Origin of the sequence: Pantoea sp. EA-12 (assembly GCF_030053355.1) — a bacterium.
Taxonomy (GTDB): Bacteria; Pseudomonadota; Gammaproteobacteria; order Enterobacterales; family Enterobacteriaceae; genus Pantoea; species Pantoea vagans_C.
The window spans coordinates 134701-147131 of record NZ_JASGBY010000014.1; the positions used below are offsets into that span (position 1 = coordinate 134701).

The 12431-nt window shown below is 55.3% G+C and carries 11 protein-coding genes; 8 read left to right on the top strand and 3 right to left on the bottom strand.

Annotated features, from left to right (window positions below; genetic code table 11):
- Window positions 1-36 precede the first annotated feature (36 nt).
- Entirely contained in the window at window positions 37-819 is a 783-nt protein-coding gene (gene tatD, locus QMZ30_RS19690; RefSeq protein WP_283228664.1) for a 3'-5' ssDNA/RNA exonuclease TatD, read from the top strand.
- On the opposite strand, the gene rfaH is transcribed toward tatD, so the two are convergent.
- The gene (gene rfaH / locus QMZ30_RS19695) at window positions 816-1304 is read right to left on the bottom strand and encodes a transcription/translation regulatory transformer protein RfaH (protein ID WP_039329275.1); all 489 of its coding nucleotides are present in this window, start codon (window positions 1302-1304) and stop codon (window positions 816-818) included. The genes tatD and rfaH overlap by 4 nt on opposite strands.
- Window positions 1305-1519: 215 nt before the next feature.
- Here rfaH and pepE point away from each other — a divergent pair, with 215 nt between their 5' ends.
- The 3 genes from pepE to fre are packed head-to-tail and all read left to right on the top strand — an operon-like array spanning window position 1520 to window position 4517.
- Window positions 1520-2251, top strand: a complete 732-nt coding sequence (gene pepE / locus QMZ30_RS19700) for a dipeptidase PepE (protein WP_039329295.1) — start codon at window positions 1520-1522, stop codon at window positions 2249-2251.
- Window positions 2252-2300: 49 nt separating this feature from the next.
- Window positions 2301-3785, top strand: a complete 1485-nt coding sequence (gene ubiD, locus QMZ30_RS19705; protein ID WP_058960346.1) for a 4-hydroxy-3-polyprenylbenzoate decarboxylase — start codon at window positions 2301-2303, stop codon at window positions 3783-3785.
- 30 nt (window positions 3786-3815) lie between these two features.
- On the top strand, window positions 3816-4517 hold the full coding sequence (fre, locus tag QMZ30_RS19710; protein ID WP_283228665.1) for an NAD(P)H-flavin reductase: 702 nt from the start codon (window positions 3816-3818) through the stop codon (window positions 4515-4517).
- Window positions 4518-4588: 71 nt separating this feature from the next.
- Here fre and fadA read toward each other — a convergent pair whose 3' ends face one another.
- Together fadA and fadB are read right to left on the bottom strand one after the other, a co-directional pair.
- Window positions 4589-5752, bottom strand: a complete 1164-nt coding sequence (gene fadA, locus QMZ30_RS19715) for an acetyl-CoA C-acyltransferase FadA (RefSeq protein WP_283228666.1) — start codon at window positions 5750-5752, stop codon at window positions 4589-4591.
- Between the two features lie 10 nt (window positions 5753-5762).
- Window positions 5763-7946: a fatty acid oxidation complex subunit alpha FadB gene (fadB, locus tag QMZ30_RS19720; protein ID WP_283228667.1), complete on the bottom strand. Its 2184-nt coding sequence runs from the start codon at window positions 7944-7946 to the stop codon at window positions 5763-5765.
- A gap of 186 nt (window positions 7947-8132) precedes the next feature.
- On the opposite strand from fadB, the gene pepQ reads away from it, so the two are divergent.
- The 4 genes from pepQ to hemG are packed head-to-tail and all read left to right on the top strand — an operon-like array spanning window position 8133 to window position 12115.
- On the top strand, window positions 8133-9464 hold the full coding sequence (pepQ, locus tag QMZ30_RS19725; RefSeq protein WP_283228668.1) for a Xaa-Pro dipeptidase: 1332 nt from the start codon (window positions 8133-8135) through the stop codon (window positions 9462-9464).
- Window positions 9464-10081 carry an IMPACT family protein gene (locus QMZ30_RS19730; protein ID WP_283228669.1) on the top strand — a complete coding sequence of 206 codons (618 nt, stop codon included), beginning with the start codon at window positions 9464-9466 and terminating at the stop codon, window positions 10079-10081. The genes pepQ and QMZ30_RS19730 overlap by 1 nt, the downstream gene beginning before the upstream one ends.
- Before the next feature lie 26 nt (window positions 10082-10107).
- A complete protein-coding gene (gene trkH, locus QMZ30_RS19735; RefSeq protein ID WP_039329284.1) occupies window positions 10108-11559 on the top strand; it encodes a Trk system potassium transporter TrkH in 1452 nt (483 codons plus the stop codon).
- 19 nt (window positions 11560-11578) lie between these two features.
- Window positions 11579-12115 (top strand): menaquinone-dependent protoporphyrinogen IX dehydrogenase, encoded by a 537-nt coding sequence (gene hemG, locus QMZ30_RS19740; protein ID WP_283228670.1) that lies wholly within the window; start codon window positions 11579-11581, stop codon window positions 12113-12115.
- The last annotated feature ends 316 nt before the right edge of the window (window positions 12116-12431 follow it).

Consider the following 12431-nt stretch of genomic DNA (forward strand, 5'->3'; position numbering starts at 1 on the left):
AACCGCCCTCTGGGCGGTTTTTATTTGGGAGAAAACATGTTTGATATCGGTGTAAACCTGACCAGCACGCAATTCGCAAAAGATCGCGAGCAGGTTGTGAAACGTGCGCGCGAAGCAGGCGTCACCGGCCTGTTAATTACCGGAACTAATGCCCTGGAGAGCCAACAGGCGCGCCAGTTAGCGGCACTGCATCCAGGTTACTGCTGGTCCACGGCCGGAGTGCACCCTCATCACGCCAGTGAATGGTCGGCAGAGACAGCGAATACGCTACGCCGTCTGGCCGAGAGCGAGCAGGTGGTGGCAATTGGAGAGTGCGGTCTCGATTTTAATCGCAATCTGGCCGCTCACGATCAACAAGAGTATGCGTTTGATGCGCAGCTGGCGCTGGCAGCAGAGTTGCAGTTGCCGGTATTTCTGCACTGTCGGGAAGCGCACAACCGTTTCGCGGCTGTGCTGGAGCCGTGGCTGCCGAAATTAGTGGGTGCAGTGGTGCATTGCTTTACCGGTACACGCGAGGAGCTGGAATCCTGCCTGGCACTGGGCCTATCGGTGGGCATTACTGGCTGGGTGTGCGATGAGCGACGTGGCATGGAACTGCGTGAATTGTTACCGCTGATTCCCTCTGAGCGTCTGTTGCTGGAAACCGACGCGCCGTATTTGCTCCCGCGCGATATGCATCCACGCCCCCCTTCACGTCGTAATGAACCCTGCTTCCTGCCGCATATTGTGCAGCAAGTGGCAAACTGGCGTGGGGAAGAGGCGGAAGCGTTAGGCTTGCAGATGGATAGCAACGCGCGCCAACTGTTTAAGCTGGCTTAGACCTTACGGAACTGTTTGTTGTCGACGCTGCGCATCACTTGTTTGTTCAGCAAATTTAGCAGCAACACCGAGCGGGTCTCGCCATCGGGTTCGGCAAAGATGGCGCGCAGCCCTTCAAAGGTGCCTTCGGTGATGATCACTTCATCACCGCTTTGTGGCGTTTCCGGGTCCAGCATAATTTGCGGCACATCGGTTTGCAGCGCTTCGATCACTTCACTGGAGACTGTGGCCGGTTGCGCACCAAAGCGCACGAAGTGGCTGACGCCGCGCGTGCTGCTGATTGTGGTGGTGTGAATCGCTTCGGGGTCAAACTCGATAAACAGATAGTTTGGAAACAGCGGCTCACTCACCGTGGTGCGTTTGCCGCGCACAATCTTCTCCAGAGCGATCATTGGGCTGAGGCAATTCACCTCTTGCCGCTCAAGATGCTCTTTCGCGCGCAACAGCTGTCCACGTTTGCAATAGAGTAAGTACCAGGATTCCATAACTGCTCCCAAATATTGGACGCTAAGAATAACAAACCTGCTGTCAGAGTTATAGCGCATCGGCCAGCGGAAACGCGGCTGAGAAATAAAAATCACTACGAATTTTCCGATTGGTGCGGCTTATTAACGCTTTCTTGCAAGAAAATTGACGGCTGATGACCATCTGTATCAGACTCCCTCTCCATCTTTCGCATGAATTTGAAAAGGGCTGGCTGATGGAACTGTTCTTGTTAAGTAATGGCAAAGTGGCTGATGATGCGCCTTTGCTGAGCTACGCACACCCGCAACTGCACGCGATGATCGCGCAGCGTGGCATTACCTCGGCGGTGCTGGTGCCGTATGCCATCATTCGTGGTGATCACGCGCAGCGCGCGCAAGACTTATCCGACTCTCTGGGCATTCAAGTGCGCACCGTGCACGAATTCTCTTCGCCGGTGGCGGCGATTGAACAGGCGGAGTTAATCCTGGTGAGCGGTGGCAATACCTGGTTCCTCAACCAGATGCTGCATGAACAAGGTCTGATTGTGGCCATTCAGCGTGCGGTACGTGAGCGTGATGTGCCTTACGTGGGCTGGAGCGCCGGTTGTAATGTCGCCACACCTTCGATCCGCACCACCAACGATATGCCGGTGCGCAGCAGCGTGGTGTTGCCTGCGTTGGGCCTGTTCCCGGTTCAGATCAATCCGCACTATTTGGATGCGCACGTCAGTGGCCATATGGGCGAAACCCGTGACGAGCGTCTGGCCGAGTTCTGCGCGGTTAATCCGCATGAGTCAGTGATTGCGCTGCGTGAAGCCAGTTTCCTGCACGTGAGTGAAAACCGGCTGCGTTACTACAGCGCACGTGGTGAAGATTTTAAAGTTTTCCGTCATGGCGAGCCTGTCGCGGCGTATCACGATGTGCTGGCGATTCAATCGCTGGTGCCATTCTCCTGTCAGCCCGTTTAATGTTTGGGTATATACTTCCCGATTCACTTTGGCCGGAAGCTAACGCCGCATGAAATATCAGGATTTACGAGACTTCCTCGCGTTGCTTGAGCAGCGAGGCGAGCTAAAGCGCATCACTCAGGAAATCGATCCTGAGCTTGAGATGACTGAAATTGCCGATCGCACCCTGCGTGCAGGTGGCCCGGCACTGCTGTTTGAAAACCCTAAAGGGTACGACATGCCGGTGCTGTGTAATCTGTTCGGTACGCCAAAACGTGTGGCGATGGGCATGGGCCAGGAAGAGGTCAGTGCCCTGCGAGAAGTGGGTAAACTGCTGGCGTTCCTGAAAGAACCCGAGCCACCAAAAGGTTTCCGCGATCTGTTCGACAAAATGCCTCAGTTCAAACAAGTGTTGAATATGCCGACCAAGCGTCTGCGTAATGCGCCGTGTCAGGAAGAGGTATTTAGCGGCGATGATGTCGATCTGTCGCGTATTCCTGTGATGAAATGCTGGCCGGGAGATGCGGCACCGCTGATCACCTGGGGCCTCACCGTGACGCGTGGACCGCACAAAGAGCGCCAGAACCTCGGCATCTATCGCCAGCAGGTGATAGGTAAGAATCGCGTTATCATGCGTTGGTTGTCCCATCGCGGTGGCGCACTGGATTTCCAGGAGTGGTGTAAAGCCCATCCCGGCGAGCGTTTCCCCGTCTCGGTGGCGCTGGGGGCCGATCCCGCGACGATTCTTGGTGCCGTGACGCCAGTGCCTGACACGCTGTCCGAATACGCTTTTGCTGGTTTGCTGCGCGGCAACAAAACCGAAGTCGTGAAGTGCTTGTCCAATGAGTTGGAAGTGCCGGCGAGTGCGGAAATCGTACTGGAAGGTTATATCGAGCCTGGCGATATGGCACCTGAAGGCCCTTACGGCGATCACACGGGCTACTACAATGAAGTAGATAGTTTCCCGGTATTTACCGTGACGCACGTAACGCAGCGACGTAACCCGATTTATCACTCGACTTACACCGGTCGTCCACCGGATGAACCTGCGGTGTTGGGCGTTGCGCTGAATGAAGTGCTGGTGCCGATTCTGATCAAGCAGTTCCCGGAGATTGTTGATTTCTATCTGCCGCCTGAAGGCTGTTCTTATCGCCTGGCGGTGGTGACGATCAAGAAACAGTATGCCGGCCATGCCAAGCGCGTGATGTTTGGCGTCTGGTCTTTCCTGCGCCAGTTTATGTACACCAAGTTTGTGATTGTGTGCGATGACGATGTTAACGCACGCGACTGGAACGATGTGATTTGGGCGATTACTACGCGTATGGACCCGGCGCGCGATACCGTGATGGTGGAGAACACGCCTATCGACTATCTTGACTTCGCCTCACCGGTTTCCGGTTTGGGCTCGAAGATGGGGCTCGATGCCACCAACAAGTGGCCTGGTGAAACCACCCGTGAGTGGGGGACGCCGATTGTCAAAGATCCGGCCGTCACCGCGCGCATTGACGCAATTTGGGATGAGTTAGCTATCTTTGCCGAGCCGCCGCAGCGCTAACGGCGGCCAGAACCATAAAAAAGGGCACCTATGACGACGTTAAGCTGCAAAGTCACTTCGGTTGAAGCGATTACGGATACGGTATTCCGCGTCCGATTGATTCCAGCAGCGGATTTCAGCTTCCGCGCGGGACAGTATCTGATGGTGGTAATGGATGAGCGTGACAAGCGCCCGTTTTCACTGGCTTCAACGCCAATGGAAAAGGACATCATCGAGCTGCACATCGGCGCATCTGACCTCAATCTCTATGCCATGGCGGTGATGGATCGCATCAAAAACGATCGTCAAATCACCGTGGACATGCCGCACGGCGATGCCTGGCTGCGTGAAGAGAGTGACCGCCCAATCATTTTGATTGCCGGTGGCACGGGTTTCTCTTACGCACGTTCCATTCTGCTGACGGCGCTGGCCCAGCAGCCAGAGCGCGACATCGCCATTTACTGGGGTGGACGTGAATTGATGCATCTCTACGATCTGGATGAGCTGAATGCGCTGGCGGTGAAGCATCCTAATCTGAAGGTGATCCCGGTCGTCGAGCAGCCAGCAGAAGGTTGGGAAGGGCGCAGTGGCACGGTGTTGACTGCCGTGATGCAGGATTACACGACCCTTAGCGAGCACGATATCTATATCGCTGGTCGTTTTGAGATGGCGAAGATTGCACGCGACCGTTTCTGTGCGGAGCGCGGTGCGGTAGAAGCGCAGATGTTCGGCGATGCGTTTGCGTTTATCTAACGTCATCAGCGTACGATAAATCGCGCCGCTCACCTTGTAGCGGCGCGATTCATCGCGCTAATGGCGACTGATTAAACCCGTTCAAACACCGTCGCAATGCCCTGACCCAAACCAATGCACATGGTCGCCAAACCAAAGTGCACATCACGGCGTTCCATCAGATTCAGCAGCGTAGTGCTAATACGCGCGCCTGAACATCCCAGCGGATGGCCCAGTGCAATGGCGCCGCCGTTTAGGTTCACTTTCTCATCCAACTGATCCAGCAGCCCTAAATCCTTGATGCACGGCAGCGTCTGCGCGGCAAAGGCTTCGTTAAGCTCAAACAGGTCGATATCTTGCACGCTTAATCCTGCACGCTTCAGCGCCAGCTTACTGGCGGGAACCGGACCGTAACCCATGATGGAAGGATCGCAGCCCACCACGGCCATGCTGCGAATGCGTGCACGTGGTGTCAGGCCGAGTTCTCTGGCACGGCTTTCGCTCATGATCAGCATCGCGGCAGCGCCGTCAGAGAGTGCAGAGGAGGTGCCCGCCGTCACGGTGCCGTTGACCGGATCGAATGCCGGACGCAGCGCGGCTAATCCTTCCAGCGTGGTGTCTTCGCGGATCACTTCATCGATGTCATAGCGCTTCAGTACGCCATCCGCATCGTGGCCGTATGTGGGGACAATCTCACGTTTGAAGTCACCGCGCTGTGTGGCAGCCCAAGCGCGCTGATGCGAACGCAAGGCAAAGGCATCCTGCTGCTCACGTTTAATGTGGTGCATACGTGCCAGCATTTCAGCGGTTAATCCCATCATACCCGCCGCTTTCGCGACGGTGCGGCCTAAGCCAGGATGGAAATCAACGCCGTGATTCATCGGCACATGGCCCATATGCTCGACGCCGCCGATCAGACAGCTGTGCGCATCGCCGACCATAATGGCGCGCGCGGCGTCGTGCAGTGCCTGCATCGATGAACCGCACAGACGATTGACGGTGCTGGCCGGAACGCGGTGAGGAATCTCCGCCAGCAACGCCGCGTTGCGTGCAATGTTGAAGCCCTGTTCCAGCGTTTGCTGGACACAGCCCCAGATGATGTCGTCCAGCGATGCGGGATCGACACCAGGATTGCGGCTCAGCAGTTCGCGCATTAGATGCGCAGAGAGATCTTCCGCGCGCACCTGACGAAACGCACCGCCTTTGGAACGGCCCATGGGTGTGCGTACCGCATCAACAATCACTACATTTTCCATTTTGTTCACCTCAGGCACTTTGCAGTGCTGCTTCGTCAATCGGTTGGGCCGCGGGATACCAGCTCTGATGCTGATGAGCTTTCTGTACTAACAGCTCGGGTATGGCATAGAGCGGACCAAGCGCGGTGTAACGTTTAGCCTGATCGACCAGGTTGCTGGTGCCGAGCGTGTCCATGTAGCGGAAAGCGCCACCTCGGAAAGGAGGGAACCCCAGACCGTACACCAGTGCCATATCGGCTTCAGCGGGTGAGGCGATGATCTTCTCTTCCAGGCAACGCACCACTTCGTTGAGCATCGGCAGCATCATGCGGTTAGCGATGTCTTCATCGCTGAATACGCGTTTGGGTTCGCAAATCGGCTCCAGCAGGGCATCAACAGCCGGATCGGATTTCTTCTGTGCTTTGCCTTTTTTGTCCTGCTCCCACTGATAGAAGCCCAGGCCGTTTTTCTGGCCGTAACGTTTCGCCTCGAACAGCACATCAATCGCGTCGCGGTAATCTTTCTGCATGCGAGAAGGGAAACCCTGCGCCATGACCTGTTGCGCGTGGTGAGCGGTATCAATACCCACCACATCCAGCAGCCAGGCCGGGCCCATTGGCCAGCCAAACTGTTTCTCCATCACTTTGTCGATTTGGCGGAAGTCAGCGCCATCACGCAGCAGCAGACTGAATGCGGCGAAGTAAGGGAACAGCACGCGATTAACGAAGAAGCCGGGGCAATCATTCACCACAATTGGCGTTTTGCCCATTTTACTGGCCCATGCCACCACTTTGCTGATCGTGGCTTCCGAAGTCTGCTCACCGCGAATCACTTCAACCAGCGGCATGCGTGGCACAGGATTAAAGAAGTGCATGCCGCAGAAATTCTCTGGGCGCTGCAGCGATTGCGCCAAGTGGCTAATCGGAATGGTGGAGGTGTTGGAGGCGAGAATGGCATCGCCACGGAGATGCTGCTCAGTTTCGGCCAGCACTTTGGCTTTGATCTGCGGATTTTCAACCACGGCTTCGACCACAACATCTGTCCGTTCAAACCCGGCGTAATCGAGCGTGGGCTGAATGGTGGTGAGCACGCTCGCCAGCTTAGCGCCGTCGATTTTGCCGCGCTCCAGTTGCTTGTTCAGCAGTTTGCTGGCTTCCGTCATGCCCAGCGTCAGCGCCTGTGGGTTGATATCTTTCATTTTCACCGGCACGCCTTTCCATGCCGACTGATAAGCAATGCCGCCGCCCATGATACCGGCACCCAATACCGCCGCTTGTTGCGGAGCACCGGCTGCACTGCTGTGTTTCTTCGCCAGCCCTTTGACATACTGGTCATTGAGGAAGATGCCAACCAACGCGCGTGCCACATCGCTCTGCGCCAGCGGGACGAAGGCGGCCGTTTCCAGTTTCAGTGCATCATCACGGCCTAAACCCGCCGCGGCCTCAATGGTTTTCACTGCGGTGATCGGTGCGGGATAGTGCTTGCCTGCGGTCTGCATCACCATGCTTTTGGCAATGGTGAAGCTCATTGCCGCTTCAATCGGGCTGAGTTTCAAGGGGGCCAGTTTCGGTGCGCGGCGGGTCTGCCAGCTGCCTTGTGCTATCGCATCTTGCAACACGGTGAGTGCGGCAGCGCGCAGTTTCTCGCTACTCACTACGGCATCGACCAGACCGAGTTTGAGTGCGCTGGTGCCATCAATATCTTTCCCGCCCGCAATGATCTCCAGTGCACTATCGGCACCCAGCAGGCGTGGCAAACGCACGCTGCCGCCGAATCCAGGCATGATACCTAGTTTCGTTTCTGGCAGGCCGATACGTGTGGTTGGCGTGGCAACACGGAAATCGGTTGCCAGCACGCACTCGCAGCCGCCGCCCAGCGCATAGCCGTCAATCGCTGCCACGGTCGGGACGGGCAAATCTTCCAGGCGATTAAAGATGCTATTGGCAAACGCCAGCCACTGGCTCAACTTCTCTTCTGGCGCATCAAACAGCGACAGGAATTCTGTGATATCAGCGCCGACAATAAACGCCGGTTTGGCCGACGTAAGCAGCAGGCCGCGCAGATCCGGCTGTTTTTCCAGCACCGCGAGGGCCTCGCCCAATGAAGCTACTGTTTTGGTGTCGAGTTTATTCACTGAACCGGGTGCATCAAACACCAACTCGGCGATGCCATCGTCGAGCCAGCGAACTGAAAGGGTATCGCCTTGGTAGAGCATGTCCGTCTCCTGAAACCGCGAAAGGTGATCTGGTCATACCAGATGAATGGGAGTGTGGGCGGCATGTTAATTTTTTGCAAACAAGTCTTTGCTTATTTGGTACGCCGATCACAGCGCGTGCAGCACGGCAACCCAGACGCGGCTGTGCTACACTGCCGCCAATTTCGCGACATCGGAGACAAGTCCATGGATTCACTGAAAACCCTGTATCACGCGCATATCAATACGCTGCAACAGCGGGCGCAACAGGTGCTGGCACGCTTTAAACTTGATGCCATGTTGATTCATTCTGGCGAGCTGTTGACCGTTTTTCTCGACGATCACGACTATCCGTTTAAAGTTAATCCGCAATTTAAAGCCTGGGTGCCGGTCACGCAGGTGCCCAACTGCTGGTTATGGATCGATGGCGTCAATAAACCCAAGCTGTGGTTCTACTCTCCGGTGGATTACTGGCATAACGTCGAGCCGTTACCCAACAGCTTCTGGACCCACGATGTGGAGGTTATCGGCCTGAAAAATGCCGATGAGATTGCCCAGCTGCTGCCTGCTCAGCGCGATAACGTGGCTTACATTGGTCCGGTGCCATCACGCGCTACGCAACTGGGCATCAATAGCGATCGTGTCAATCCCAAAGGCGTGATCGACTTTCTGCATTACCATCGCAGCATCAAAACCGATTACGAGCTGGCCTGTATGCGTGAAGCGCAGAAGCTGGCCGTCGCGGGCCATCGTGCGGCGAAAGAGGCCTTTTTCTCGGGTATGAGCGAGTTTGATATCAACATCGCCTATCTGACGGCTACCGGTCATCGCGACACCGATGTGCCTTACGGCAACATCATCGCGCTCAACGAACACGCCGCCGTGCTGCATTACACCAAACTTGATCATCAGCCACCGGCGAAGCGCCACAGTTTCCTGATTGATGCGGGTGCGGAATACCTTGGCTATGCCGCTGATTTGACGCGCAGCTATGCGGCGCAAAGTAAATCTCGCTATGCCGAAATGGTGGAAGCGATGAATAAAGAAGAGCTGGCGCTGATTGCCACGCTGAAAGCCGGCGTGCGCTATACCGATTATCACCTGCAGATGCATCAGCGCATTGCGCGCCTGTTACTCAAGTTTGACTTGGTGAAGGGATTGACCGAAGAGACGCTGGTGGCGGAAGACTTAACCGGTCCATTTATGCCGCACGGTCTTGGCCATCCGCTCGGCTTACAGGTGCATGATGTCGCGGGCTTTATGCAGGACGACAACGGCACGCATCTGGCTGCGCCAGCGCAGTATCCTTATTTGCGCTGCACCCGCATGTTGGAGCCGGGCATGGTGCTGACCATCGAACCGGGCTTCTACATCATTGATTCACTGCTGGCTTCACTGCGCGGCGGCAAGTACAGCCAATACTTTGACTGGCAGGCGATTGACGCATTGAAACCGTACGGCGGTGTTCGTATCGAGGATAATGTGGTGATTCACGCTAATCGTGTTGAAAATATGACGCGCGATCTGCATCTGGCCTGATGGATGCTTACGATATTCCCGCTGAGGCCGTGAGTCTCAGCGAGGAAACCATCAAGAAGAGCCGCTTTATTACGCTGCTGGCGCATACCGATGGCGTTGAGGCGGCGCGGGCTTTTGTCCAGCAGGTGAAGCAGGAACATCCCACGGCTCGCCATCACTGTTGGGCGTGGGTCGCGGGCTCTCCGTCAGATTCGCAGCAATTGGGCTTCTCTGATGACGGTGAACCCTCAGGCACCGCAGGCAAACCTATGCTGGCCCAGTTGATGGGCAGCGGTGTCGGTGAAATTACCGCCGTGGTGGTGCGCTACTATGGCGGCATTATGCTGGGTACGGGTGGGCTGGTAAAAGCATACGGTGGCGGCGTACAGCAGGGCCTGAAGCAGTTGGCGCGTCAACGTAAAGTGCCGATGCAGTCTTTTACTCTGCAATGTGACTATGCCCAGTTGAGCGATATCGAGCGCTTGCTGCAACGTTTTGACGGCATCATCGAAGAGAGCCATTATCAGGATCGTATTGCGCTACGGTTAGCGCTGCCGCATCCACAGATTGATGGCTTTCGGCAAAACCTTTCTGATTACAGCCGGGGCGCGCTGACGCTGATCCCGCTGGACCATTAAAAGCATCTGTTAAAGGAAACGGCTGAATGCATTTTCGCGCCATTACCCGCATCGTGGGCCTGTTGGTGATTTTATTCTCGGTGACCATGATCCTGCCGGGGCTGGTGGCCTTAATTTACCGCGACGGTGCCGGACGCGCGTTCAGCCAGACATTTATGATGGCGATTGTGATTGGATCGCTGTTGTGGTGGCCTAACCGCAAAAAGAAAACCGAACTCAAACCGCGTGAAGGTTTCCTGATTGTGGTGTTGTTCTGGACCGTGCTGGGCAGCGTGGGGGCTATGCCTTTTATCTTCGCCGAGCAGCCGCATTTGTCGGTGACCGATGCGTTCTTTGAGTCCTTTTCTGGCCTGACGACCACGGGTGCAACCACCTTAGTCGGTCTGGATACCTTGCCCAAAGCGATTCTGTTTTATCGTCAGATGCTGCAGTGGCTTGGTGGTATGGGGATCATCGTTTTGGCCGTCGCCATCCTGCCTATTCTGGGCGTCGGCGGTATGCAGCTGTATCGTGCTGAAATGCCAGGACCGCTGAAAGACAACAAAATGCGTCCGCGTATCGCTGAAACGGCTAAAACGCTGTGGCTGATCTATGTTTTGCTGACCGTAGCGTGTGCGGTGGCGTTATGGCTGGCGGGGATGCCGGTGTTTGATGCTATTGGCCACAGTTTCTCCACCATCGCTATTGGTGGTTTCTCGACCCATGATGCGAGTATCGGTTACTTCAATAGCCCCACTATCAATACCATCGTGGCGGTATTCTTGCTGATCTCAGGCTGTAACTATGGCCTGCATTTCTCTCTATTAAGCGGACGCAGCCTTAAAGTTTACTGGCGCGATCCCGAATTCCGCATGTTTATTGGCGTACAACTGACGTTAGTGCTGATCTGTACGATAGTGCTGTGGTTCCACAACGTCTACGCCAGTGGCTGGCAAACTCTTAATCAGGCGTTTTTCCAGGTGGTGTCGATGGCCACCACGGCAGGCTTTACCACTGACAGCATTGCGCGCTGGCCGCTGTTCTTACCGGTGCTGCTGCTTTGCTCGGCTTTTATCGGTGGCATGGCGGGATCAACCGGTGGTGGTTTGAAAGTGATTCGTATCCTGCTGCTGTTTAAGCAGGGGTCGCGTGAACTGAAACGCCTGGTGCATCCCAACGCGGTTTACACCATTAAGTTGGGCAATCGTGCACTGCCGGAGCGCATCCTCGAAGCGGTGTGGGGATTCTTCTCCGCCTACGCGCTGGTGTTTCTACTGAGTATGCTGGCGATTATTGCGACCGGCGTGGATGACTTCTCTGCTTTTGCGGCGGTGGCGGCAACGCTGAATAACCTCGGGCCGGGGTTAGGTGTGGTGGCCGATAACTTCACTTCAATGAATGATGTCGCTAAGTGGATTTTGATTTTGACCATGCTGTTTGGCCGCCTTGAGGTGTTCACACTGCTGGTGCTGTTTACGCCGACGTTCTGGCGTGAATAAAGAGAAACAGGATTATTTGATGAAAGCATTAATTCTTTATTCCAGTCGCGATGGGCAAACCCGTGAGATTGCGGCACGTATGGCGCAGGCGTTAGCCCCACAGCAGCTGTGTGATGTGATTGACCTGCTTGAAGCTGAGAAGGTGGAGTGGTCACAGTATGATCGTGTGTTGATTGGCGCATCCATTCGTTACGGCCATTTCCATCCTGCATTGATTAAGTTTGTCTCGCAGCACAAGGCCGAGTTGCAGCAGCGTGTTAGCGGCTTCTTTAGCGTCAACCTGACTGCGCGTAAGGCAGAGAAGTGCACGCCTGTGACCAATGCGTATACTCGTAAGTTTCTGGAACAGTCACCGTGGCAGCCCGATTGCTGTGCGGTGTTTGCTGGCGCGCTGCGTTATCCACGTTATCGCTGGTTTGATCGCATCATGATTCAACTGATTATGCGCATGACCGGAGGCGAGACGGACACATCTAAAGAAGTGGAGTACACCGATTGGGATAAAGTCGCGGGTTTTGCCCAGGATTTTGCACAGTTACCAGGCAAATCGTTGTGAAATAGAGCGTTGTGGCTAAATTTAGGTCGAACGATCATTTTTTTGCAATAAACCCTTGTCAGCCAGAATTAACTCCCTATAATGCGCCACCACTGAGACGGCAAAGCGGCAACGCAGACGGCTCAGCAGGGCGTGAAGTGATTCACCCCGCCGGAGAAAAACACTGAAAAAAGTGTTTGACTCTGAAGGAGGAAGGCGTAATATACGCCACCTCGCAACAGCAGCTTAAGGCGCTGATTGCACCGCTCTTTAACAATTTATCAGACAATCTGTGTGGGCACTCGCAGGATTGATATCAACGTCTCCGGACGTAAAA

Coding starts and splice junctions, on each gene's coding strand:
- fadB (WP_283228667.1), bottom strand. CDS start 7,946: ATGCTCTACCAAGGCGATACCCTTTCAGTTCGCTGGCTCGACGATGGC.
- trkH (WP_039329284.1), top strand. CDS start 10,108: ATGCATTTTCGCGCCATTACCCGCATCGTGGGCCTGTTGGTGATTTTA.
- hemG (WP_283228670.1), top strand. CDS start 11,579: ATGAAAGCATTAATTCTTTATTCCAGTCGCGATGGGCAAACCCGTGAG.
- tatD (WP_283228664.1), top strand. CDS start 37: ATGTTTGATATCGGTGTAAACCTGACCAGCACGCAATTCGCAAAAGAT.
- ubiD (WP_058960346.1), top strand. CDS start 2,301: ATGAAATATCAGGATTTACGAGACTTCCTCGCGTTGCTTGAGCAGCGA.
- pepQ (WP_283228668.1), top strand. CDS start 8,133: ATGGATTCACTGAAAACCCTGTATCACGCGCATATCAATACGCTGCAA.
- pepE (WP_039329295.1), top strand. CDS start 1,520: ATGGAACTGTTCTTGTTAAGTAATGGCAAAGTGGCTGATGATGCGCCT.
- rfaH (WP_039329275.1), bottom strand. CDS start 1,304: ATGGAATCCTGGTACTTACTCTATTGCAAACGTGGACAGCTGTTGCGC.
- QMZ30_RS19730 (WP_283228669.1), top strand. CDS start 9,464: ATGGATGCTTACGATATTCCCGCTGAGGCCGTGAGTCTCAGCGAGGAA.
- fadA (WP_283228666.1), bottom strand. CDS start 5,752: ATGGAAAATGTAGTGATTGTTGATGCGGTACGCACACCCATGGGCCGT.
- fre (WP_283228665.1), top strand. CDS start 3,816: ATGACGACGTTAAGCTGCAAAGTCACTTCGGTTGAAGCGATTACGGAT.